This window comes from Hymenobacter plasmatis, from assembly GCF_020711255.1.
Classification (GTDB): domain Bacteria; phylum Bacteroidota; class Bacteroidia; order Cytophagales; family Hymenobacteraceae; genus Hymenobacter.
On record NZ_JAJFAW010000030.1, the window covers coordinates 52,047 to 73,788 of the forward strand.

Here is a 21,742-nt window from a genome sequence, read left to right on the forward strand (position 1 = left end):
CGTTCCTACGCCTCGCGCAGCCAGGCCTTGGCCAGCTCAATGTCCTTGAAAAGGCGCATCTCCAGCTGGGTGCCCACGAGGGTAACCATTTCGGCGGCCGAGGTCTGCCCAAAAATGCCGGGCGACACCACGTGGGCAAACCGCTTCAGGCCCAGGGCCAGCACTTGCGGCACCCAGTTCTCGGCAATCCATTCGTTGGCGGCTGTCCAGGAGCCGATTACCTGCCGGTTGTCGTTGAGCATCAGCGAGCAGTGGGTTTCCCGTAGAAAATCGATGGTGGCCTGGCAGCCCAGGATAACTTTCTCGGTCGGCAGCACGCCTATCCAGTTGTTATAAACCCAGTTGTTTTCCCGGTCAAATTCGATGGTCAAGTACACCTTGTCAAACGAATTTGCGAACTCTCTTTTCATAATGGACTGGGCCGCATTACCAACGGGGGTAATACAAGGTAAGAATCTTTTGCAGCAAAGATGGGGTGCTTTTAATGAATTTTAAAGTGATGTAAATGAGTTGATAATTAAGGTGTTATTACTGGTGTAAATACGTCCGGCTGCTGCTGAGCTTTTGTTTTTTAGCGGTATAATGGAACATAAAAAAGGCCCCACCGGAAAATCCGGTGGGGCCTTTTAATAATTAGCTCAATAATTAAGCTGGCTGGCCCATTTTGTCGAGGGCATCCATTACTTCTTTTACGTGGCCGCGCGAGGTTTCCAGCAGGGCTTTCTCTTCGTCGTTGAGCTGAAGTTCGATAACCCGCTCCACGCCGTTTTTGCCGAGGATAACCGGGGCACCGAGGTACACACCGTTGATGCCGTACTCGCCTTGCAGCTCCAGGCACACGGGGAACACGCGGCGCTGGTCGCGCACAATGGCCTCCACCATCTGAGCGGCCGCCGCGCCGGGCGCGTACCAGGCCGAAGTACCCATGAGCTTCACCAACTCGCCGCCGCCCTGGGCGGTGCGCTGCACAATGGCGTCCAGCTCAGCTTTGCCGATGAGCTCAGTCACGGGGATGCCGCCCACGGTGGTGTAGCGGGGCAGGGGCACCATGGTGTCGCCGTGGCCACCCATGAGCACAGCCTGAATGTCTTTGGGGCTCACGTTCAGGGCCTCGGCCAGGAAGGCGCGGTAGCGGGCTGTGTCCAGAATGCCGGCCATGCCGAACACCTTTTCGCGGGGCAGCTTGGCGGTGAGGTGGGCCTGGTAGGTCATCACGTCGAGCGGGTTGCTCACGATGATGATAATGGCATTGGGGGAGTGAGCCACCACCTGCTCGGTTACCGATTTCACGATGCCGGCGTTCACCGAAATCAGGTCGTCGCGGCTCATGCCGGGCTTGCGGGGCAGGCCCGAGGTGATAACCACCACATCAGAACCAGCGGTGCGGGCGTAGTCGTTGGTGACGCCCACGGTGCGCGAGTCGTAGCCAATAATCGGAGCCTTCTGCCAGATATCGAGGGCCTTGCCTTCGGCAATGCCTTCCTTGATGTCAACCAGAACAATTTCGTTGGCAATTTCACGGGTGGCGAGCACATCGGCGCAGGTTGCGCCCACGTTGCCGGCTCCGACTACGGTAACTTTCATTGGGATATAGTTAGAATGTAAGGGAGGAACAGGCGCAAAAGTACCGCGAAACTCTGTTCCGCGGCAGGCAATGCCAAAATTTCGATACCCTAGCCCGGGCTATGAACAATTGAGCTAGGCAGCCGCGAGTATCTTGCTGCGGCTTGTGCGCTACTACCTCATGCTGCCGCTAGTCCCTACACCGAACCTTTTGCCGTCAGCATCCCTTTAGCGGCAAATCTTACCTCCAACACAACCCAATTTATTTATTCCTACATGCCGGCATTTATTACTGTTGCTTTCAAAAATAGCCTGGCCCTCGTGCTGGCCCTGGGCCTGCTGGCCGGCTGCAAAAAAGAGACGCCTACGCCTGCGTTCGCCCCCTTCAACCCGCCCGGCACCAGCATTCCGACGCCCCCGCAATACGGCACCCCTTTCGCCGGCGTGCCCAACCGGGAAGATGCCGTTATCTACCAGGTGAACATGCGGGCCTTTAGCCAGGGCGGCAACTTTGCAGGCGTTACGGCCCGGCTCGATTCCATCAAGGCCCTGGGGACCAATGTGGTGTACCTGATGCCTATTTATCCGGTCGGGACGCTTCGGGGAGTAAACTCGCCCTACGCCGTAAAAGATTACCGGGCGGTAAACCCCGAGTTCGGCACCCTGGCCGACCTGCGCACCCTGGTTGACGCCGCCCACGCCCGGGGCCTCAGCGTGATGCTGGACTGGGTGGCCAACCACACCAGCTGGGACAATGCCTGGGTTACAGACCACCCCGACTGGTATTTGCAGAATAGTGCCGGCACCATCCTCAGCCCGCCCAACACCAATTATACCGATGTGGCTCAGCTCAACTTCAGTAATCCGGCCATGCGCCTGAACCTGATTGCAGCCCTGAAATCGTGGGTGTACACGGCTAACGTCGACGGATTTCGATTTGACTATGCCGATGCGCCGCCCGTGGATTTTTGGCAGCAGGCGGTGGATACGCTGCGCCACGTGAAAACGCACAAGCTTCTGCTGCTTTCGGAGGCCACCCGCAGCGCCAACTTCAGCGCCGGCTTCGACTACAATTTTGGCTTTAATTTCTACGGCGGCCTGCGCAGCGTATTCGGCAATGGCGGGTCAGCCACAACCTTCGACGCCCTGAATGCCAGCGAGTACACGGGAGCAACCGGCACCCAGCAAGTGGTGCGCTACACCACCAACCACGACGTGAACGGCTCCGATGGCACCCCCGTCGCCTTGTTTGGCGGCGATGCCGGCGCCATGTCGGCTTTCGTGATTGCCTCCTGCTACAAGGGCGTGCCGATGGTGTACAATGGCCAGGAAGCCGGCATGACCACCGCCATTCCCTTCCCCTTCACGTCGGTAAAAGTGAAGTGGGATGTGCGCCCCGACGTAACGCGCGCCTACAAGCAGCTCCTACGGGCCCGCGCCGGTAGCGCCGCCCTGCGCCGCGGCACGCCCACGGCCTACAGCTCGGCCGATGTCTGCGCCTTCACCAAAACCGCGGGCAGCGAGCAGGCCTTTGTGATGGCCAACGTGCGCAATAGTGCGCGGCAGTATACCGTGCCCGCCGCGCTGGTTGGTACCACCTGGACCGACGCCCTCCAAGGCACTTCCGTAACGCTGGGCAGCGTGGTTTCGCTACCGGCATATGGCTACCTGGTGCTCAAGAAATAGATAGAAACAGCGCCTAAAAGGTGCCTGTTTTACATCCGTTGCACGGTGAGCACCCGCTCGGTGGTTTCTTCCACTTTAAACCGGTCGTCGACGCGCCAGCCTACTACCCAGCAGATTTTGCCGTCAGCCGAGGTCAGCACGCGCACGTCGTCTTTCAGGTTTAGCGGCACTTTCTGGTCGATGAGGAAATCGCTGAGCAGCTTCTTGCCTTTCAGGCCCAGGGGCATAAACCAGTCGCCTTCCTGCCACTTGCGCAGCGTGAGCGGGAATTTCAGCTTGTCGGCATCGAGCGCGGCCGTGCTTTTGGAGCGCGGAATGATGAAGTGCTTGGCGTCCTCATGTAGCTCTGCTTTCAGGCGCATGCCATCGGCCAGCAGGTCGGTTTGGCCCGCGGCCAGTTGGAAGGTGCCGTACTGCGTGAGCCGCCGCGGCGTGATGACCAAGTTCTCCCGGTCCTTCACAAGGCGGTGGGTGGGCGAGTCGAAGCGCCGGCCCGACTCGCCGGGAAAGGCTGCCACAATGTCTTTCACCATCGGCCAGGAAAAGCCGAAGGGGCGGAGCATTTCGTGCAGTACGACGGTAGTGGCGGCCGTTTTCTGGAGGGTGGCAATGCTGAGGTACGTTACTTCGGCCTCGTCGCGGCGGGCTTGGGCGGTGGTGTCGTCCACGTAGCGCCGCACTATTTCCTCGGCGCCGCCCACGCGTTCGGCCGTGCTGTGCAGGGTCTGGTCGAGGTTGGGGTTGATTTCGCGCAGCACCGGCAGCACCTCGTGGCGTAGCAGGTTGCGCTGGTACACGGTGCTGTCGTTGCTGTCGTCTTCGCGCCAGCGCAGGCCGCGCTCTACTAGGTATTCGTGCAGGTCGTCGCGGCCCACGCCCAGCAGCGGGCGCACCACGTGGCCGTTTTTCACCTGAATGCCGTGCAGCCCGGCCAGGCCGGTGCCGTGCGTGAGGTTGAGAATCATGGTTTCGGCTTGGTCGCGCTGGTGGTGGCCGGTGGCGATGTAGGCCAGGTCCTGTGCCTCGCGCACCTGCTCAAACCAGCGGTAGCGCAGGAAACGGGCCGCCATCTGGGTCGAAATGCCTTCCTGCTCGGCAAATTCCTTGGTCTGGAAAAACTCGGCGAAGTAGGGGAGGCCGTACTGCTTGGCCAGCTTGCGCACAAACTGCTCGTCGGCGTCGGCGTCTTCGCCGCGCAGGCCGAAGTGGCAGTGCGCCACGGCTACTTGAACCCCCAGGCGGTGCAGAATGTCTAATAACACCACCGAATCGAGGCCGCCGCTGACGGCCACCAGCACCGGGTCTTTCTCAATGGAAAAAAGGGCGTGCTCCTCAATGAAGCGGCGAATAATATCAAGCATAACAAAACGGAAATAGGTCGTGGAAGCCTGTCCGGGCCTCTTCCTTACGGATAGGAGCCGGGCTGCGCGTCCCACTGGGTACTACAGCGCAAAGATGGCCGTTAGCGCGGGCCCCGTTCCTACCTTTGACCACCCAATGGCTTTTCCTCGCTACTTTTTTCTTCTCCTGACGCTGCTGCCGTTGCTGGGGCAGGCCCAACGCCCGACCCTGCCGCGCGATACGCCTGTGCCCGCCATCCGGCCGAAGGCCATCCTGTCGGCCGCGCCCGGCCAGCGCCCACCCGGTAAGAAAGTGGCTGGCAAAGGCGCCCCAATCAAGCTGCTCACGGCTGGCGCCCTGGTGGGGGGCGACTTCAATGGCATAAAAATCCGCAAGCTGCTCGGCAACGTCAGCTTCCAGCAGGAAGACACCTTTCTGTACTGCGACTCGGCCTACCAGTATCTCGACCGCAACCAGGTCGAAGCCTTCAGCAACGTGCGGGTGCTGCAGAGCGACACCATGACCATCACCGGCGACAAGGGCTTTTTTGACGGCGACAAGCGCACCGCCCGTATGACCGGTAACGTGGTGATGCGTGACCCGCGCATGACCCTGACCACGCCCAGCCTGGACTACGACCTGAACCGCAAAACGGCCTCGTACACCGAAACCGGCCACCTCACCGACCCGCAAAACACCCTCGACAGCCAGCAGGGCTTCTACGACACCAACTCGAAAGTCTTCGTCTTCAAGCGCGGCGTGCACCTCGTCACGCCCGATTCTGAGCTGAACAACGACACGCTGCGCTACAACACCGTTTCCAAAATTGCCTACTTCGAAGGCCCCACGCGCATCAAGGGCAAAAGCGGCAACCTATATGCCGAGGGCGGCAACTACAATACCCTTACGCGGGTGTCGAACTTCAAGCGGAACGCCAAAATCGACACGCCTAACTACCTGCTCGGGGGTGACCAGCTGATATATGACGAAGCCCGGCTCTACGGCATGGCCCGCGGCCACGTGACCCTGATTTCGAAAAAAGACAACCTCACCCTGCGCGGCGACGTGGGCCGGTACTGGCGCGGCCTGGGCCGCACCAAGCTCTACGGCGGCCGGCCGGTGGTGCGCAACATCAGCGAAAAGGATACGCTGTACCTGGCCGCCGACACGCTGATAAGCATGGAGGCCCGCCCCGGCCAAACCACCACCCGCACGGTACTGTATGCCTACCCAAAGGTGAAGATTTTCCGGGGCAACCTGCAGGGCATCTGCGACTCGCTGACCTACGACCGGCAGGACAGCATCATCTACCTCAACCGCAACCCGGTGCTGTGGCAGGCCAAAAACCAGCTCACCGCCGACTCCATGCAAATCCGCTCGAAGCGCGGCCGGGTAGATGAGATGCGCCTCTACGCCAATGCATTTGCCGTGAGCCAGGATACCCTGCTCAACTTCAACCAAACCAAGGGCCGCAACATGATGGCCTACTTCCGCGACAATAAGCTCCGGCGCATCGACGTGCTCGGCAACGCGGAAAGCATTTTTTATGCGCTGGACAACGACACCGCCACCACGGGCATGAACCGGGTGCTGTCGGCCAACATGCGAATGCTGTTTCTGGACAGCAAGCTGAATAAAATCACGGTGCTGTCGAACCCGGAAGCCAAGTTCATCCCGCCCCACGAGCTCAAGCCCGACGATGAGCGGCTCAAGGGCTATAGCTGGCACGCCAAGGAACGGCCGACGCGCCGCCAGGTGTTGGGCAAGCAGTTCGACGACCGGCCCAAGAAGCGCAAAGTCACCCGTAAAAAGGCCAAAACCACTGCTTCGCGCCCGGCCAAGTCGCCAGTAGTTCCTAAAAAAACGACTCCCAAAACCACGGCGCCTAAGCCAGCTCCCGCGCCCAAAACCGTGGCTAAACCGACCACGCCCGCAGCCGCTGTGTCGCCTCCCAAGCAGCCAGCCGCGGCAGCTACCCCGCGGCGCTAGCTGCAACCTTTGGCGGCCTGCCGGCGCTCTTGCTGCTGGCGGCCCGGCCGGAAGCGGCGGCCCGTTTGCCTTCGCGGGCTCAAATCGTTACCTTTGCACCCCATATGCCGATTTCTCGCCTCACGGTTCTCTTTCTGCTCGTTAGTACCCTCATTCTGGGCTCCTGCGTTAGTAGCTACCAACGCCTGCTGAAAAGCACCGACGTCAATAAAAAGTACGAAGCCGCTGTCAAGTATTACGACAAAGGCGACTTCTTCCGGGCCGGAACCCTGCTCGAAGACCTGATTCCGCTGCTGAAAGGCCGGCCCGAGGCCGAAAAAGCTCAGTTCTACTTTGCCAATACGAACTACAAGCAGCATAACTACGTACTGAGCTCCTTCTATTTCAAGCAGTTTACGGACACGTATCCCAACTCTGAGTATTCAGAGGAAGCTGCGTTTCTGAACGCCAAGTCGCTGTTTCTTGACTCGCCAGGCTACGAGCTGGACCAGACCAACACGGTGTCGGCGCTGGAATCCATCCAGGATTTTCTGAATCGTTTCCCCGAAAGCAAGTTCAAGGCAGAAACCGAGAACATGGCCCAGGAACTGCAGAAAAAGCTGGAAAACAAAGCGTTTGAAAGCGCCAAGCTGTACTTTCAGCTGCGCTACAACCAAGCGGCCGTGGTGGCCCTCACCAACTTTCAGCAGCAATACCCCGCTTCGGCGTATGCCGAGCAAGCCGCCTTCCTGCGCCTGAGCGCTCAATATGCCTGGGCTGAGGAAAGCATCGAATCGAAGCAGCGCGAGCGGTACCTGGAAGCAATCAATTTCTATCAGCAATTCCTGGACGCTTACCCCAAGAGCAAAAGCCTGAAAGCCGCGCAAGACATGTTCGACGTCAGCCAAGCCCAGATTATCAAGCTGAAAGCTACGCCGGCTGCGGCATCCAACTAATTTGTAATTAATTCAGCCCATGAAACCTAATCCCAACACCCCGTCGAGCTCCATCATCACGCGCAACGTGGCCGACATCACCGGCGACAACGGCAACGTGTACGAGGCCATCGCCGTGATTTCCAAGCGCGCCAACCAACTGTCGGTGAAGCTGAAGGAAGAGCTGAACGACCGCCTGGCCGAGTTTGCTTCCACCGTCGACAACCTGGAGGAAGTATTCGAGAACCGCGAGCAAATCGAGGTTTCCAAGCAGTACGAGCGCATGCCCAAGCCCACCAGCCTGGCCATCGAGGAGTTCCTGCAAGGCAAAATCCAGTACACCACGCCCGAGCCGGAGGAGATTCCGGTGCCCCGCGAGCTGTTCTAAGGCTTCCGGTTGCATGTGATAACAGTCAGTTAAGAACGGCTTGTTGAAAGTGAACGTCATGCTGAGCTTGCCGAAGCATCTTGCCCGCAGTAGTAATCAAAGCTGATTGCAACGAAGCGGGCAAGATGCTTCGGCAAGCTCAGCATGACGTTCTTACTTTAATATTGGTCTACCAACGAGGCTTATATGCCAGAAGCTCTACCAACTAATCCACCGCTAACCGCTTTACAAGGCCGCCGCATTCTGCTGGGGGTCAGTGCCAGCATCGCCGCCTACAAGGCCGCGGTGCTCACGCGCCTGCTCGTGAAGGCAGGAGCCGAAGTACAGGTTATCCTCACCGAAGCAGCGGCGGCTTTCGTGACGCCCCTCACGCTGGGTACCCTCTCAAAGAAGCCCGTCCTGACGGGCTTTTTGCGTGATGCGGCCGCGGGCGAGTGGCACAACCATGTGGAGCTGGGCCTTTGGGCCGATGCCCTGGTGATAGCGCCGGCCAGTGCCAATACCATCGGCCAGCTGGCCAATGGCCTGTGCCCAAACCTACTGTGTGCCGTGTACCTCTCGGCCCGCTGCCCCGTGTTTTTGGCCCCGGCCATGGACGTGGACATGTTTGCCCACCCCGCCGTGACGCAGAACCTGGCGCGGCTGCGCTCCTTTGGCAACCACGTGTTCGATTCGCCCAGCGGGGAACTGGCCAGCGGACTTACCGGCCCCGGCCGCATGTTGGAGCCCGAGGAAATAGTGGCGGAATTGGAGCGCTTCTTTAACGATTTGCGGGCTAGCTAGATAGAACGTCATGCTGAGCTTGTCGAAGCATCTCTACTGAGTAAGTAATGTGATTTACTACTGCGGTAGAGATGCTTCGACAAGCTCAGCATGACGTTCTTTGCTTTTCTCTAAACAAACATAAATGCACGTTCTTCTCACCGCTGGCCCAACCTACGAACCGCTCGACCCCGTCCGATTTCTGGGGAACCGCTCGACTGGAAAAATGGGCTACGCGTTGGCGGAGGCGTTTGCGGCGCAGGGCGCGGAGGTAACGCTGGTGAGCGGACCCAGCAGCCTGCCGGACCCGGCCAGCTCGCGCGTTCGCACCGTGCGGGTAGAAACGGCGGCCGAGATGTTTGCGGCGGCTTCGGCCGTGGCTGCTGCGGCAGATGTGTGGGTATTTGCGGCGGCCGTGGCCGACTACCGGCCGGCGCACGTGGCTTCGGAAAAAATCAAGAAATCCGGCGAAACGCTCACCCTGGAGTTGGTGAAAAACGTGGATATTGCCGGCACGCTCGGGCAAAGCAAGCGGCCTGAACAATTTGCCGTAGGTTTTGCGTTGGAGACAACAAACGAGTTGGCCCACGCCCAGGACAAGTTGCGCCGCAAGCATTTCGACCTCATTGTGCTGAATTCTTTGCGCGATGCCGGGGCGGGCTTTGGCCACGACACCAACAAGGTGACCGTGCTGGATGCCGCCGGCCAAATCGTTAATTTTGAGTTGCAGTCCAAAGCCGACGTGGCCCGCGGACTGGTAAGTCTGATTCTGGCGCGCCTGACCCTAACCCCATGATGCGAAAATTCCTCGCAGCCTTGCCGATGTTCGTGCTGCTTCTGGTGGCTGGCCCCGTGGCCCGTGCCCAGGAGCTGCAAGCCGAAGTGAACGTAACGACTGAAAACGTGACCATCTCGGACCCGACGGTGGTCACGCAGATGCAAACCGACATTCGGAACTTCCTCAACAACCGCGCCTGGACCACCCAGACCTATAAGCCCGAGGAGCGAATTCGGCTCAAGATATTTATTGGCATTACCAGCATCCCGCAAAACGGCACCTACAATGCCACGATGCGCCTGATTTCGACGCGTCCCGTGTTCGGCACCGGGTACGAGACGAACGTCATCAGCATAGTAGACCGGAGCTTTAACTTCAATTATTCGCCCCAAACGCCGCTGGACTTCTCACCCAATAGCTTCGTGTCGAACCTCTCGTCGCTGCTGGGCTATTATGCCTACATGGTTATTGGGCTGGACCGGGACACGTTTGCCCGGCTCGGGGGCACGCAGTATTATGAGCTGGCCCGCAACGTGGTCAATTATTCGGCCGGCCAAACTAGTACCGGCGAGGTTGACGAAGGATGGCGCGGCACCGGCTCGCGGGAGCGCCACTTTCTGCTCGATAACATTGTGGACCCGCAGCTCGAAGGCTTCCGCACCGGCCTGTACGCCTATTATCGGCAGGGGCTGGACATATTTGTGGATAGGCCCGAAGAAGCCCGCACCTCGGTAATGATGGCGCTGACCGGAATCCAGCGCGCCGCCGTGATGCGGCCCAGCACCTTGTTTGCCCGGGCATTCTTCGACGCGAAGTCCGATGAAATTGCCAATATTTTCCGGACCAGCCAGGACCGCCAAATGAAGCAGCAGCTCGTGACCATGCTCACGGAAGTAGACCCGACGAATTCGGCCAAGTACCAGTCGGTGATGAAGTAGTATTAGTAGAACGGTTGTGCCTGGCTCCGCCGACCTTCGGTTTGCGGCGCGCGGCATGACGCCCCCATACATTTATGCTAGTCGATTTACGGATTAAAAACTACGCTCTGATTGAGCAACTGGAGCTGCGCCCGTCGCCGCTGTTGAACATTATTACGGGGGAAACCGGCGCTGGCAAGTCCATTATGCTGGGCGCCATTGGCCTGCTGCTTGGCAACCGCGCCGACTCGCGCATGCTGTTCGACACCGAGCGGAAGTGCGTGATTGAGGGCCAGTTCGATATTGCCAATTATCAGCTGCAGGACATCTTCGACGCCGAAGATTTGGACTACGACACGCACTGCATTCTGCGGCGCGAAATCAGCCCGAACGGCAAGTCGCGCGCCTTTGTGAATGACACGCCGGTGACGCTGGAAGCCCTACGTAAGATTGGCGCCAACCTCATGGACATTCACTCGCAGCACGACACGCTGCTGCTGGGCGATGCCGTGTTTCAGCTCAATTTGCTGGACTTGTACGCCGGACTGGTGCCGCAGCGCACCCAGTACAGTAACGCTTTCCGGCAGTACCGCAAGCTGGAAGCCGACCTGCAAACCCTGGAAAGCCAGGCTGCCCAGGCCAGCAAAGAATTAGACTACAACAGCTTCTTGCTCAGTGAGCTGGAAGAAGCCCGCCTCGATACCGAAGACCAGGACGCCCTGGAGCAGGAGGTGAAGCAGCTGGAGCACGCCGAGGAAATCAAGTACAAGTTGAGCCAGGCCCTGCACGGGCTGCGCGACAGCGAAACCTGCGCCACCGGCAGCATGAAAGAAGCCGTAGTGCTGCTGGGCCAGGTGGCCAGCTACGGCGAGAACTTCCAGGAGCTGCGCCAGCGCCTCGACAGCTGCCTGATTGAGCTGCACGACATCGCCGACGAGGTAGAAATAGCCGAGCGCCGCACCGAGGGCGACCCCGCCCGCGCCGAAGAGCTGCAAGACCGGCTCAACGTGCTCTACACCCTGCAGCGCAAGCACCAGGCCCGCGACCTGCCGGCCCTTATTGCCGTGCGCGACAGCCTGCGCCAGAAAGTAAGCTCCGTGCTGAACCTGGACAAGGAAATCAACCGCCTGCGCAAGGATTCGGATGCGGCCCTGGCGGCCGTAACCAAGCAAGCGGCCAAGCTCTCGGAAAGCCGCCGCAAGTCGTTCCCCACGTTTGAGAAGCAGCTGGGCCTGCTGCTGGCCGACCTGGGCATGCCGCACGCCCGCATTGTGGTGCAGCACAGCGTTGGCGCACCCGCCACCAGCGGCACCGACGTGGTGAGCATCCTCTTCACCGCCAACAAAGGCGCCCAGCCCCAGACGCTGAGCAAAGCCGCATCGGGCGGTGAGTTCTCGCGCCTGATGCTGTGCATCAAATACATGCTGGCCGATAAAACGGCCTTGCCCACGATAGTATTTGACGAAATTGACACCGGTATTTCCGGTGAGATTGCTGTGAAAGTGGGCCGGATGATGCAGCAAATGGCCCAGAAACACCAGTTGGTGGCTATTTCGCACCTGCCGCAAATGGCGGCAGCCGGCGACGTGCACTACTTCGTGTACAAGGAAGACCGCGCCGACCGCACGGTGAGCCGCATCCGCGAATTGAACCAAGACGACCGCATCAAGGAAATCGCCCACATGATTGCGGGTGCCAAGCCCAGCGAAAACGCCTTCCAGAGCGCCCGCGAGCTGCTGGCGTTGCGGGGCGAGGTGGCCCCGGCGTAGTCCGGGCCCGTCTGTCCTTGCGAGTGGAGCGCAGCGCAATACGGTAATCTTTCCTTTAAATGTGACCAGCCCAAAGGTGTACAAGTTGCTTCCGGCAATGCAGCGCTTTTATAAGTGACCAGTCAATTCCGTTAAGCCCGCTAACTTGCTGCCTCAAATCCAGCTATTGGGTTTGTCGCATATTCAGGTGCCAGGTTTTGGGAGGAAGGACTGCCGCGTTGCGCTGCGCTCCCCTCCCAATGACAGACGACACCTTCACTGCTCCATTATCTCATACCAACCCACCATGTCCAATAACCTCCTCGCCGGCAAAGTCGGAATCATCTCCGGCGCCCTCAACGACCAATCCATCGCCTGGAAAGTAGCTCAGAAAGCTCACGCTGAAGGTGCCCGCTTTGTGCTCACCAATGCCCCGCTGGCTATGCGCATGGGCGAAATCAACAAGCTGAGCGAGGAGTGCAACGCCCCCATCATCCCGGCCGATGCCACGTCGACGGAGGAGCTGGAAGCGCTGTTTTCGGGTGCGCAGGAGAAGCTGGGCGGCAAGATTGACTTCGTGCTGCACAGCATCGGCATGAGCGCCAACATCCGCAAGAAGAAGCACTACGGTGAGCTGGACTACAAATTCTTCCAGCAGACCATCGACGTGTCGGCCATGTCGTTCCACAAGATGATGGCCGTGGCCGAGAAGCAGGACGCCATGAACGAGTGGGGCAGCATCGTGGCCCTGAGCTACATCGCTGCCCAGCGCGCCTTCCTCGACTACACCGACATGACGCAGGCCAAAGCCATGCTCGAAAGCATTGCCCGCAGCTACGGCCAGCGCTTCGGCAAGCTCAAGAAAGTGCGCGTGAACACCATCTCGCAGTCGCCCACCAAAACCACCGCCGGCACCGGCATCACCGGTTTCGACGCCTTCTACAACTTCGCCGATATGATGTCGCCCCTGGGCAACGCCCCGGCCGAAGCTTGCGCCGACTACTGCATCGCCATGTTCTCGGACTTGACCCGCTACGTGACCATGCAAAACCTAATGCACGACGGCGGCTTCAGCACCACCGGCATCTCGGCTGAGGTAGTGGACCTGCTCACGAAGGCTTCGGGCGAGTAATTAGCCAGAATACTGAAGAAAAAGCCCGGCCGTTAGGTCGGGCTTTTTTTGTGGGTTTGACATATCAAGGTGCAACTGCTAGTGCTACTTTGCAGTGACCACCCTGCGCCTGTCATGCTGAGCCTGCGAAGCATCTTATCACCGTCGAACGAACCGTTGTGGCGTGATAAGATGCTTCCTGCGTCAGCATGACAAGAGGCGTGGCAAATACGCTTCGTGCCTAAGCATGACAAGCGGGAGAGCAACGGCAACGTTGCCGGCAACGATTGCATAGAAAAAATGTGGTATCGGGGACTTTGGCGACTAGGTTTACTGAATAAACCTGCCCGTCTATGAAGCCGCTGCTGTTGCTATTGTTCCTGAGTTGCCTCACGCTGGGCCGGGCTTGGGGCTATGATTTTGTGGTGGCGCAGGACGGCAGCGGCAAGTTTCGCACCGTGCAGGAGGCGTTCAATGCCGTGCCCGATTTTCGGAAGAAAATCACCACCATCTTCATCAAGAAGGGCACTTACAAGGAGAAACTCATCTTGGCGGGTTCCAAAAACTTCGTGAAGCTCATTGGCGAAGACCGCGACAAAACCATTCTGACTTACGACGACTATAACCAGAAGAAGAACATTTTTGGGGAGGACAAGGGCACGTCGGGCTCGGCGAGCTGCTACATCTACGGGGCTGATTTTTCGGCCGAGAACCTGACGTTTGCCAATTCGTCGGGGCCGGTGGGGCAGGCGGTGGCCATGTGGGTGGCCGGCGACAAGGCTGCTTTTGTAAACTGCCGCTTCCTGGGGTTTCAGGATACGCTGTACACGTATGGCTACGGCAGCCGGCAGTTTTACAAGAACTGCTACATCGAAGGTACCGTGGATTTCATCTTTGGCTCGAGCACGGCGTGGTTTGAGGACTGCGAGATTTTCTGCAAAAAAGGCGGCTACGTCACGGCGGCCTCTACGCCCGACACGGCGCGGTTTGGCTACGTGTTCCGCAACTGCCGCATTGGCGGCGACGCGCCGGCCGGCAGCTTCGGCCTCGGCCGGCCCTGGCGGCCCTACGCCAAAACCGTGTTTTTGAATTGCCAGATGAGCGCCGTGATTCGGCCCGAGGGCTGGGACCCCTGGGACAAGGAAAGCAACAAGAAAACGGCCTACTACGCCGAATACCAAAGCCGCGGGCCCGGCGCCGCTCCCAAGCAGCGCGTGCCATGGTCGCACCAGCTCACCGAGGCCGAAGCCCGGCTCTACACCCGCGAGAACGTGCTGCACGGCTGGAACCCACTAGCGAATTAAGCTATGCTCAGAATAAAATTATTGGCCATTCTATTGCTGGCCGCCTTCGCTTCGCGCGCTCAGGAAGTGCCGAAAGCCAGCCCAATTACCGTGGCTCAGGATGGCTCGGGCACATATCGGACAGTGCAGGAGGCCGTGAATGCCGTGCCCGACCAGTCGCAGAAGCCGGTCACCATTTTCATTAAGAAGGGCACGTATCGCGAGAAGCTGGTGGTGCCCACGCTCAAAATCCGCCTCACGTTGGTGGGGGAGAGCAAGGATAACACCGTCATCACCTTTGACGACCACAGCGGCACCAACGGCATCAATACCTACACCTCGCACTCGGTGCTGGTGCAGGCCAACGACTTTTCGGCCGAGAACATCACCTTTGAAAATACGGCCGGCTACACCGCTGGGCAAGCCGTGGCGCTGCACGTGGAGGGCGACCGCTGCACCTTCAAAAACTGCCGCGTGGTGGGCAATCAAGACATCCTGTTTCTGGCTGCCGACAACCGCCGCCAGTATTTTAAGGACTGCTACATCGAGGGCACCACGGATTTCATTTTCGGCAGCTCCACGGCGGTGTTTGAACACTGCACCATCAAGAGCAAGAAAAATTCCTTTATCACGGCGGCTTCTACGCCGCCGGAGCAGGAATTCGGCTTCGTTTTCCTGAACTGCAAGCTGATTGCCGATACCGCGCTGGCCAAAAAGGTATACCTGGGCCGGCCCTGGCGGCCCCACGCCAAAGTCGTGTACCTCAACACCGAAATGGGCGGGCACATCACGCCGGCCGGCTGGGAAAACTGGAAAAATCCCGAGAATGAGAAGACGGCCTATTTTGCCGAGTATCATTCCACGGGCCCCGGCGCTAACCCCAAGGCGCGCGTAGCCTGGTCGCATCAGCTCACCGCAAAAGAAGCCAAGCGGTACACGATTAAGACGATTTTTGCAGCAAAAGAGCCATGGAACCCGGCTAAGTAATGCTGGTCTTTTAGCTCGTTAGAAGATGGTAGAATACTGTCATGCCGAGCGCCGCGAAGCATCTTTACCGCGTGACTAATCCCAGTAGTCAGTAGTCTGTCCTGTCCAGCGCCTGTCATGCTGAGCCTGCGAAGCATCTTATCACGCTCGGACGACTCGTGCAACGGGGATAAGATGCTTCCTTCGTCAGCATGACAAATGGCGCGAGCGAGATGCTTCGCTGCGCTCTGCATCACGTTCTGTTTATTTGGGCCGTTCTTTCATCTACAGTAGCTCAAGTAGCTATTTAATACCCCCGATTCAGCTCAACCAGATTCTCTAGTGGCTGGCCGTTGCGGAGCAGGGTTAGATTGCGTAGCAGTACGTCGACTTTGCCTTCGTCTTCGAAGGGCTGGCCGCCGCCGGTGTGCTGGGTGAGCAGCACGTTGGGCAAGCTCCAGAGCGGGTTGTCGGTGGGGATGGGTTCGGTGGCGGTTACGTCGAGCACGGCGCCGCCGAGGCGGTTGGCTTGCAGCGCTGCAATGAGGGCGGGCTCGTCGGTGGTGTTGCCGCGGCCTACGCTGGCGTAGATGCTGCCGGGGCGCATGGCGGCCACCAGGTCGGCGGAGAAAAAGCCTTCGGCGCTGCCGGGGAGGCAGTTTACGACGATGTCGGTTTCGGGCAACGCCGCTTTCAGATCTTCTTTGGAGTGGAACTGGGCCTGCGGGTCGGTGCGGGCCAGCAGCTGTACGGCGCACTCAAAGCCGGTGAGCTGCTGGCGTACCGCCCGGCCGATAGCACCGGAGCCAAGGATTACCACGCGCCGGCCCCGCAGCAGCTGGGCCCGGTTACGCACGAAGGCGCCGCCCACCCATTTCTTCTCGGCTTGCAACACGGCCAGCTCCGGCAGGTGCCGGTACAGCGCGAGCAGGCCAGCCACCATGGTTTCGGCGCAGGGCCAGGCAAAGAAGTCGCCCATGTTGGCTGCCGGAACGCGTAGGTCCACGCCCTGGTAGCGCTCAAACCCCGAGGAGTCAATTTGCCAAAAGCGGAGGTTGGGCAGGGGCGTGGCAAACCAAGCGGGCGGCGGGTTGCCCAACAGGACTTCGGCCTCCTGGAACGCAGCGGTCCGCTGCTCGGCGGGCAGGTCGTGGCTGTAAGTGGGGATTACTTCGGCTGGCAACTGGCTTTGCAGATGCTGCCGCGCCGTCGGACTCAATGGGGAATAAACGAAAAGACGCATAGGGATTCGGAGCCGCCGCAAGCGAAGTGCGTGCGCAGCTATTCAATTTCCTGCAAAGGTGCTGCCGCGGAGTCGTGCTTCGGTTGAGCTAAATGCTCAAAGATGGGATAGGCATAAAATAGGAAGGGCCTGAAACGGGGATATAATCCGTTTCAGGCCCTTCTACTTAATTAGCGTTCAATTACATGTATGCAATTAGCGCCTACTTGCATACTCCTGGTGGGCGCTTTCGTCGCCGTTTACCGGTTCGCCCATTTTGTGCAGGTTGGCGGCTACCATGCTATCGGGGACGACGTTGCTCACCGCCACTTGTACCTTGTTCATGAAGCCGGAGATGACCTTGTCTTTGCCGGCGAGCAAGGCTTTGTAGCCATCGCGGGCCACTTTGGCGGGGTCGGCTTTGCTGGCGCCCTCGGCCACCAGCTTCGAGCGCTCCATGTCGGCTTTGCGGAAGAAGTCGGTATCTGTCACGCCGGGCAGGAGGGCCGTGATTTTAATATTGTGGTCCTTCACTTCTTCCCGGATGGCCTCGGTGAAGGACGTGACGAAGGCCTTCGTGCCGTGGTATACGGCCTGCAGCGGGCCCGGCAGCTCGCCGCCGATGCTCGAAACCTGCAGAATCATGCCGTCGTTGCGGGCCACCATGTCCTGCAGAAAGAGCTTGGTGAACGTGACATAGGCCCCAATATTGAGCTGAATAATGTCGAGCTCGCGGTTGATGTCGGTGGTCGTGAACTGGCCGTACTGGCCTTGGCCGGCGTTGTTTACCAGCGCATCAATGCGGATGCCCCGGTCGCGGAGTTCGTCGTAAATCTCAAACGGCGCATCGGGCCGGAACAGATCCTTGGCGATGGGTAAAACCTGGACGCCGTATTGGTGCCGCAGCTCAGAGGCGGTCTGCTCGAGCTCGCGCTGGTTGCGAGCTACGATAACGAGGTTGTAATGGTCCTGGGCGAAGCAATTGGCCAGCTCGCGGCCGATGCCACTGGTAGCGCCCGTGATAAGCGCAGCTCTTGGATGGTTTGCCATAGATGTAGAAAGGTTAGGATGAAGGATATCCTAACGCGGGCAAACCCCTTGCGGTTATCGCCGGGCTTGCTCTGCCGGCTACACCGCGGCCCCTAGCTGCTTGCGCATCTTCAGCGACAGCTTGGCCACCACCGTTTGGTACGAATGCCGGATGTACTGCTCCCACTGCGCGTGGGTGAGCAGGTGAATGTTATCCATGTTGACCCAGCCGTAGCGCGCCAAGTACTTGTTGCGGCTGAAGCCGGGGCTGGATTCCAGCGTTTCAAATTCTTCAGGCGTCGCGATGAAGGAGGCTGTGGCCGGCACATCATCGGGCGAAGTCACCAGGTACATTTTGCCGCCCACATTAAAGCACAAATGCGTGTCCCACTTGATGTCTTCGGTGGTGCCGGGCAGCTGCTGGCAAATAGTTTGGAGGTCTTCGATGGTCATTCACAAAGGAGTTTAGAATGCCAAAGTACCGCATCTGTGCTACAATGGGCCTGACTAAGGACTTTGAGTAGAGTAACTTTCAATTCCTTTTAAAATTTAACTCGCAGTTTTGCCAAGCCCAATTTCTCCCAGTTCACTTCATCCTAAATTCTTTGCTATTCCAGCAGGTATATTTTTCGTGCTTGCTATTTTTAATCTAGATAATCTGATAGGTGGCACCATTGCTTTGGTTGCCAGCTTACTTATTATTTTGACAAAAGCCGGAATGGAATTTAGTGAAGACCACGATTCGTTTAGAGAGTATTACTCACTATTTGGATGGCGAGCTGGCCGCTGGAAACTATTGCCACCTATTGTAGGTGTAACCGTGAAATACTTTTCAGAAGTCTCAAGCGGAAGACCCAGCAAATACAGTTGGAATGATGCACCAACACACTACGAAAAGTTGGTTGTAATGCTGTCGGTAAAAAATAAGCCAACAGGAATCATCATCGGTAATTTCTCACTGGATGATGTAAATCCCGCCATCGATTTTGCGCATGATGTTGCAGAAGAATTCGATGTTCCTGTCCATCTATTCCTGCCTGATAATCGCTTTAAACAGCTGTAATTACAAAGCCGTATCCAGAACCTCGTCGCCATCATCGGCCATGGTCTTGGCTAATTTCTCGATGTTGAGGCTGCGGGCGGATGCGTCGAATATCTCGCGGTAGGTGCCATGCTTGGCGTATAGCTCGTCGTGGGTGCCGCTTTCCACCATGCGGCCTTTTTTCATGACGTAGATGCAGTCCGAATCCACGATTTGGGCGAGGCTGTGGGAGATGATGACCACCGTGCGGCCCTGCTTGATGGCGTCGAGCGAGTTTTTTATTTGCTCGGTGGCGATGGCGTCGAGGCTGGCGGTGGGCTCGTCGAGGAAGATGATGGGCGGGTTTTTCAGGAACAACCGGGCGATGGCGATGCGCTGCTGCTGGCCGCCGCTGAGCTGCTGGGCATCGGACTGGTACTGGCGGGGCAGGTCCAGAATCTGGTCGTGCAGGTAGGCTTGCCGGGCGGCGGCTTCAATCTGTTCCTGGGTGGCGTCGAAGTCGCCGTAGCGGATGTTTTCTTCGATGGTGCCCTTGAAAATGTGGTTTTTCTGGAGTACCAGCCCAATTCGCTGGCGCAGGGCGTGGGTGTCGTAGTCGGCCAGGGGGCGGCCGTCGAGCAGCATGCGGCCCTGGTCGGGCTCGTAGAACTTGCAGAGCAAGTTGATGATGGTGCTTTTGCCGGCTCCGCTTAGGCCCACCAGGGCGGTGGTTTTGCCTTCTTCAATGGTGAGGCAGACGTCGTGCAGGGCTTGGGTGCCGCTGGGGTAGGTGAAGTCCACGTTGCAGATGTCGAAGGTGCCGCGCACGTCGCCAGGCTGCAGGGGGCCGGTTTCTTCGATAGCCGAGTCGGCGTCGAGGATGTCGAAGAAGCCTTCGGAGTAGGTGAGGGCCTCGTTCATCTCGTCGTAGATGCGGTGGAGCTGCCGGATGGGCGCCGACACGTTGTTGAACAGCAGGATGTGGAACATGATGGCGCCGATGGAAATCTGGCGGTCGAGCACGAGGTAGGCCGTGAGCACGATGATGACGACCACGCCAATCTGCTCCACGAAAGTCTTGATGCCGTCGTAGCGGAAGTTGGTTTTGCGCGTCACCAGCTGGGCATTCACCAGCTTGGCCTGGGTGTCGGCCTGCTTTTCGCCTTCGTACTGCTCGCGCACGAAGCTCTTGATGACCACAATGCTCTCGATTATGCTGATGATGCCGTGGTTCTTCTCTTCGCGCAGGCGCTGCAGGCCGCGGCGCACGCCCTGCAGGCGGTCGGCCTGCCGGAAACTGAGCCAGAAATACACCGGCAGAATGGCCAGCGCCACCAGCCCCACCCACACGTTGGCCACAAACATCACCACCAGGGCCACCAGGGCGTTGGCAAACAGCGGCAGGATGTCGATGAAGAAGTTTTGCACCAGCTTCATCAGGCTCTCCACGCCCCGGTCGATGCGGGTTTGGAGCTTGCCAGTCTGGTTGCCCTCGTCAGAGAAAAAGCCCAGCTGGTAGCTAAGAATCTTGCCCACCGCCGTCTGCGACAAGGTGCTGGAGATGTTGATGCGGATTTTCTCGCCGTAGTACTTCTGCCCGAAGGTGATGAAGGTGTTCACAATCTCCTTGCCCAGCAGAATGGCGCTAACCCACCCAAGCAGCGGCCAGCCGGCGGCCAACCCCTGCCCGTTGTTCAGTAATTTCTGCACGGTATCCACGGTGTAGCGCAGCACAAACGGGGTGACCTGCGCTGCCAGCGAGCCCACCAGCGTGAGCAGCAGCGTGCTGATAACCAGGCGGCGATACGGCCGCACGAAGGGCAGCAGGCGTTGAATAATTTGCCAGAGACTCATCTACAAGGCGGCGTTAAGGTTGAGCCGGTTAGACGAGGGGCGTAGGAGTGGGGTTGTTGAGCCAACTACAGAAAGTCCCTGCTGGTGCGCCAGCAAGGTTGTGCTTTCTCGGCAGCAACTTCCGTTTCTCAGCTGCTTATGGAAGAGACGCGTTGTTTCTTACTTTCGGGCATGAACATCCAATCCGCTTATAACGCTTGGGCCAACACCTACGACACCGTTGTGAACAAGACGCGGGACCTGGAAGCTACGGCTATCCGGCAGCTGCTGGCGGATATTCCCTTTTCCGAAGTCATTGAAATAGGCTGCGGCACCGGCAAAAACACCAAATGGCTGGCGGCCCAAGCAGCTCACGTCACGGCCGTAGATTTCTCCGTCGAAATGCTCGAAAAAGCAAGGGTTAAAAATGCCAATGCCAACGTGCATTTCCAGCAGGCTGATATTACCCAAGCGTGGGCTTTTGTAAATAATTCGTCGGTTGATTTAATTACCTGCAGCCTTATTCTGGAGCACATTCAAAACCTGGATTTCGTATTTGAGCAAGCCCGCGCGGCTTTGAAAACAGGCGGCTTTTTCTATATCGGCGAGCTGCATCCTTTCAAGCAGTACCAAGGCAGTAAAGCGCGGTTTGATAACGGAGCCGGGGTTTTTGAGCTAGAATGCTACACGCACCACGTGTCGGAATTCACGGCATTGGCTCGGGAGCATGGGTTCCGCTGCGAGCAATTGCAGGAATGGTTTGATGATAATGATAGAGCAGGCATACCACGCATACTCGCAATTCTATTTCGAAAGAGTCAATCGGAGCATTTCCATACCAGCCGTTGAGCTATGAAAAGATGTTTCGCAAGATTCGCATGACAATGACAAAAGGCACAGGCGATGAGCTTAAACTTTGCGCTGCTTAGTTAGATAACCCAATTATATGCCCATTATCCAAAGCTGGCGCTGGTACGGACCCAAGGACCCGGTCAGCCTCCAGGACATCCGCCAGGCCGGCGCTACCGACGTCGTATCGGCCCTGCACCATATCCCGAACGGAGTAGTGTGGCCCGTGGCCGAAATCCAGAAGCGCCAGGCCGAGGTAGCCGCGGCCGGCCTCGCCTGGAGCGTGGTGGAAAGCGTGCCGGTGCACGAGCACATCAAAACCCGCACCGGGCAGTTCGAGCA

General features: G+C 58.5%; 21 protein-coding genes. 14 read left to right on the top strand and 7 right to left on the bottom strand.

Going from position 1 to position 21,742, the window contains the following annotated elements:
• Positions 1-5 precede the first annotated feature (5 nt).
• Complete coding sequence (locus LJ738_RS18635) at positions 6-410, bottom strand: hypothetical protein (RefSeq protein WP_227787862.1); 405 nt, start codon at positions 408-410, stop codon at positions 6-8.
• Between the two features lie 235 nt (positions 411-645).
• Positions 646-1,584: a malate dehydrogenase gene (gene mdh / locus LJ738_RS18640; protein ID WP_068197743.1), complete on the bottom strand. Its 939-nt coding sequence runs from the start codon at positions 1,582-1,584 to the stop codon at positions 646-648.
• A 255-nt stretch (positions 1,585-1,839) separates the two neighbouring features.
• On the opposite strand from mdh, the gene LJ738_RS18645 reads away from it, so the two are divergent.
• On the top strand, positions 1,840-3,249 hold the full coding sequence (locus LJ738_RS18645) for an alpha-amylase family glycosyl hydrolase (protein ID WP_227787863.1): 1,410 nt from the start codon (positions 1,840-1,842) through the stop codon (positions 3,247-3,249).
• Between the two features lie 29 nt (positions 3,250-3,278).
• Here LJ738_RS18645 and tilS read toward each other — a convergent pair whose 3' ends face one another.
• Positions 3,279-4,610, bottom strand: a complete 1,332-nt coding sequence (gene tilS / locus LJ738_RS18650) for a tRNA lysidine(34) synthetase TilS (protein WP_227787864.1) — start codon at positions 4,608-4,610, stop codon at positions 3,279-3,281.
• Between the two features lie 136 nt (positions 4,611-4,746).
• On the opposite strand from tilS, the gene LJ738_RS18655 reads away from it, so the two are divergent.
• From LJ738_RS18655 to LJ738_RS18700, 10 genes are all read left to right on the top strand, one after another.
• Positions 4,747-6,579 carry an OstA-like protein gene (locus LJ738_RS18655; protein WP_227787865.1) on the top strand — a complete coding sequence of 611 codons (1,833 nt, stop codon included), beginning with the start codon at positions 4,747-4,749 and terminating at the stop codon, positions 6,577-6,579.
• A 104-nt stretch (positions 6,580-6,683) separates the two neighbouring features.
• Complete coding sequence (locus LJ738_RS18660; protein WP_068197733.1) at positions 6,684-7,514, top strand: outer membrane protein assembly factor BamD; 831 nt, start codon at positions 6,684-6,686, stop codon at positions 7,512-7,514.
• A 19-nt stretch (positions 7,515-7,533) separates the two neighbouring features.
• Entirely contained in the window at positions 7,534-7,881 is a 348-nt protein-coding gene (locus tag LJ738_RS18665) for a DNA-directed RNA polymerase subunit omega (RefSeq protein WP_068197730.1), read from the top strand.
• 186 nt (positions 7,882-8,067) lie between these two features.
• Positions 8,068-8,664, top strand: coding sequence for a flavoprotein (locus tag LJ738_RS18670; protein ID WP_317206811.1), 597 nt, complete (start codon positions 8,068-8,070; stop codon positions 8,662-8,664).
• Between the two features lie 124 nt (positions 8,665-8,788).
• Complete coding sequence (locus tag LJ738_RS18675; protein ID WP_227787866.1) at positions 8,789-9,439, top strand: phosphopantothenoylcysteine decarboxylase domain-containing protein; 651 nt, start codon at positions 8,789-8,791, stop codon at positions 9,437-9,439.
• A complete protein-coding gene (gene porD, locus LJ738_RS18680) occupies positions 9,436-10,359 on the top strand; it encodes a type IX secretion system protein PorD (protein ID WP_227787867.1) in 924 nt (307 codons plus the stop codon). Before LJ738_RS18675 ends, porD begins: the two co-directional genes overlap by 4 nt.
• A 74-nt stretch (positions 10,360-10,433) precedes the next feature.
• Positions 10,434-12,107 (top strand): DNA repair protein RecN, encoded by a 1,674-nt coding sequence (recN, locus tag LJ738_RS18685; protein ID WP_227787868.1) that lies wholly within the window; start codon positions 10,434-10,436, stop codon positions 12,105-12,107.
• Positions 12,108-12,393: 286 nt separating this feature from the next.
• Complete coding sequence (locus LJ738_RS18690) at positions 12,394-13,218, top strand: enoyl-ACP reductase FabI (protein WP_227787869.1); 825 nt, start codon at positions 12,394-12,396, stop codon at positions 13,216-13,218.
• A 332-nt stretch (positions 13,219-13,550) separates the two neighbouring features.
• Positions 13,551-14,501 (top strand): pectinesterase family protein, encoded by a 951-nt coding sequence (locus tag LJ738_RS18695; RefSeq protein WP_227787870.1) that lies wholly within the window; start codon positions 13,551-13,553, stop codon positions 14,499-14,501.
• Between the two features lie 3 nt (positions 14,502-14,504).
• Positions 14,505-15,467, top strand: coding sequence for a pectinesterase family protein (locus tag LJ738_RS18700; protein WP_227787871.1), 963 nt, complete (start codon positions 14,505-14,507; stop codon positions 15,465-15,467).
• Between the two features lie 286 nt (positions 15,468-15,753).
• On the opposite strand, the gene LJ738_RS18705 is transcribed toward LJ738_RS18700, so the two are convergent.
• The 3 genes from LJ738_RS18705 to LJ738_RS18715 all read right to left on the bottom strand — a co-directional run bounded on the left by LJ738_RS18705 (position 15,754) and on the right by LJ738_RS18715 (position 18,150).
• Positions 15,754-16,689, bottom strand: a complete 936-nt coding sequence (locus LJ738_RS18705; RefSeq protein WP_227787872.1) for a D-2-hydroxyacid dehydrogenase — start codon at positions 16,687-16,689, stop codon at positions 15,754-15,756.
• Between the two features lie 195 nt (positions 16,690-16,884).
• Positions 16,885-17,718, bottom strand: coding sequence for an SDR family NAD(P)-dependent oxidoreductase (locus LJ738_RS18710; RefSeq protein ID WP_227787873.1), 834 nt, complete (start codon positions 17,716-17,718; stop codon positions 16,885-16,887).
• A gap of 78 nt (positions 17,719-17,796) precedes the next feature.
• Positions 17,797-18,150, bottom strand: a complete 354-nt coding sequence (locus LJ738_RS18715; RefSeq protein ID WP_227787874.1) for an MmcQ/YjbR family DNA-binding protein — start codon at positions 18,148-18,150, stop codon at positions 17,797-17,799.
• Positions 18,151-18,259: 109 nt separating this feature from the next.
• Here LJ738_RS18715 and LJ738_RS18720 point away from each other — a divergent pair, with 109 nt between their 5' ends.
• The gene (locus tag LJ738_RS18720) at positions 18,260-18,760 is read left to right on the top strand and encodes a hypothetical protein (RefSeq protein WP_227787875.1); all 501 of its coding nucleotides are present in this window, start codon (positions 18,260-18,262) and stop codon (positions 18,758-18,760) included.
• On the opposite strand, the gene LJ738_RS18725 is transcribed toward LJ738_RS18720, so the two are convergent.
• Complete coding sequence (locus LJ738_RS18725; RefSeq protein WP_227787876.1) at positions 18,761-20,572, bottom strand: ABC transporter ATP-binding protein; 1,812 nt, start codon at positions 20,570-20,572, stop codon at positions 18,761-18,763.
• Positions 20,573-20,743: 171 nt separating this feature from the next.
• Between LJ738_RS18725 and LJ738_RS18730 the strand changes: the two genes are divergently transcribed.
• Both LJ738_RS18730 and LJ738_RS18735 read left to right on the top strand, forming a co-directional pair.
• A complete protein-coding gene (locus LJ738_RS18730; RefSeq protein WP_227787877.1) occupies positions 20,744-21,400 on the top strand; it encodes a class I SAM-dependent methyltransferase in 657 nt (218 codons plus the stop codon).
• Between the two features lie 97 nt (positions 21,401-21,497).
• Positions 21,498-21,742: mannonate dehydratase (locus tag LJ738_RS18735; protein WP_227787878.1), on the top strand; the 245-nt coding region annotated here is incomplete at its 3' end.

What these genes read in the sequence shown, in the direction of transcription:
- LJ738_RS18635 (WP_227787862.1), bottom strand. Translation starts at nt 410, where the DNA reads ATGAAAAGAGAGTTCGCAAATTCGTTTGACAAGGTGTACTTGACCATC.
- mdh (WP_068197743.1), bottom strand. Translation starts at nt 1,584, where the DNA reads ATGAAAGTTACCGTAGTCGGAGCCGGCAACGTGGGCGCAACCTGCGCC.
- LJ738_RS18645 (WP_227787863.1), top strand. Translation starts at nt 1,840, where the DNA reads ATGCCGGCATTTATTACTGTTGCTTTCAAAAATAGCCTGGCCCTCGTG.
- tilS (WP_227787864.1), bottom strand. Translation starts at nt 4,610, where the DNA reads ATGCTTGATATTATTCGCCGCTTCATTGAGGAGCACGCCCTTTTTTCC.
- LJ738_RS18655 (WP_227787865.1), top strand. Translation starts at nt 4,747, where the DNA reads ATGGCTTTTCCTCGCTACTTTTTTCTTCTCCTGACGCTGCTGCCGTTG.
- LJ738_RS18660 (WP_068197733.1), top strand. Translation starts at nt 6,684, where the DNA reads ATGCCGATTTCTCGCCTCACGGTTCTCTTTCTGCTCGTTAGTACCCTC.
- LJ738_RS18665 (WP_068197730.1), top strand. Translation starts at nt 7,534, where the DNA reads ATGAAACCTAATCCCAACACCCCGTCGAGCTCCATCATCACGCGCAAC.
- LJ738_RS18670 (WP_317206811.1), top strand. Translation starts at nt 8,068, where the DNA reads ATGCCAGAAGCTCTACCAACTAATCCACCGCTAACCGCTTTACAAGGC.
- LJ738_RS18675 (WP_227787866.1), top strand. Translation starts at nt 8,789, where the DNA reads ATGCACGTTCTTCTCACCGCTGGCCCAACCTACGAACCGCTCGACCCC.
- porD (WP_227787867.1), top strand. Translation starts at nt 9,436, where the DNA reads ATGATGCGAAAATTCCTCGCAGCCTTGCCGATGTTCGTGCTGCTTCTG.
- recN (WP_227787868.1), top strand. Translation starts at nt 10,434, where the DNA reads ATGCTAGTCGATTTACGGATTAAAAACTACGCTCTGATTGAGCAACTG.
- LJ738_RS18690 (WP_227787869.1), top strand. Translation starts at nt 12,394, where the DNA reads ATGTCCAATAACCTCCTCGCCGGCAAAGTCGGAATCATCTCCGGCGCC.
- LJ738_RS18695 (WP_227787870.1), top strand. Translation starts at nt 13,551, where the DNA reads ATGAAGCCGCTGCTGTTGCTATTGTTCCTGAGTTGCCTCACGCTGGGC.
- LJ738_RS18700 (WP_227787871.1), top strand. Translation starts at nt 14,505, where the DNA reads ATGCTCAGAATAAAATTATTGGCCATTCTATTGCTGGCCGCCTTCGCT.
- LJ738_RS18705 (WP_227787872.1), bottom strand. Translation starts at nt 16,689, where the DNA reads ATGCGTCTTTTCGTTTATTCCCCATTGAGTCCGACGGCGCGGCAGCAT.
- LJ738_RS18710 (WP_227787873.1), bottom strand. Translation starts at nt 17,718, where the DNA reads ATGGCAAACCATCCAAGAGCTGCGCTTATCACGGGCGCTACCAGTGGC.
- LJ738_RS18715 (WP_227787874.1), bottom strand. Translation starts at nt 18,150, where the DNA reads ATGACCATCGAAGACCTCCAAACTATTTGCCAGCAGCTGCCCGGCACC.
- LJ738_RS18725 (WP_227787876.1), bottom strand. Translation starts at nt 20,572, where the DNA reads ATGAGTCTCTGGCAAATTATTCAACGCCTGCTGCCCTTCGTGCGGCCG.
- LJ738_RS18730 (WP_227787877.1), top strand. Translation starts at nt 20,744, where the DNA reads ATGAACATCCAATCCGCTTATAACGCTTGGGCCAACACCTACGACACC.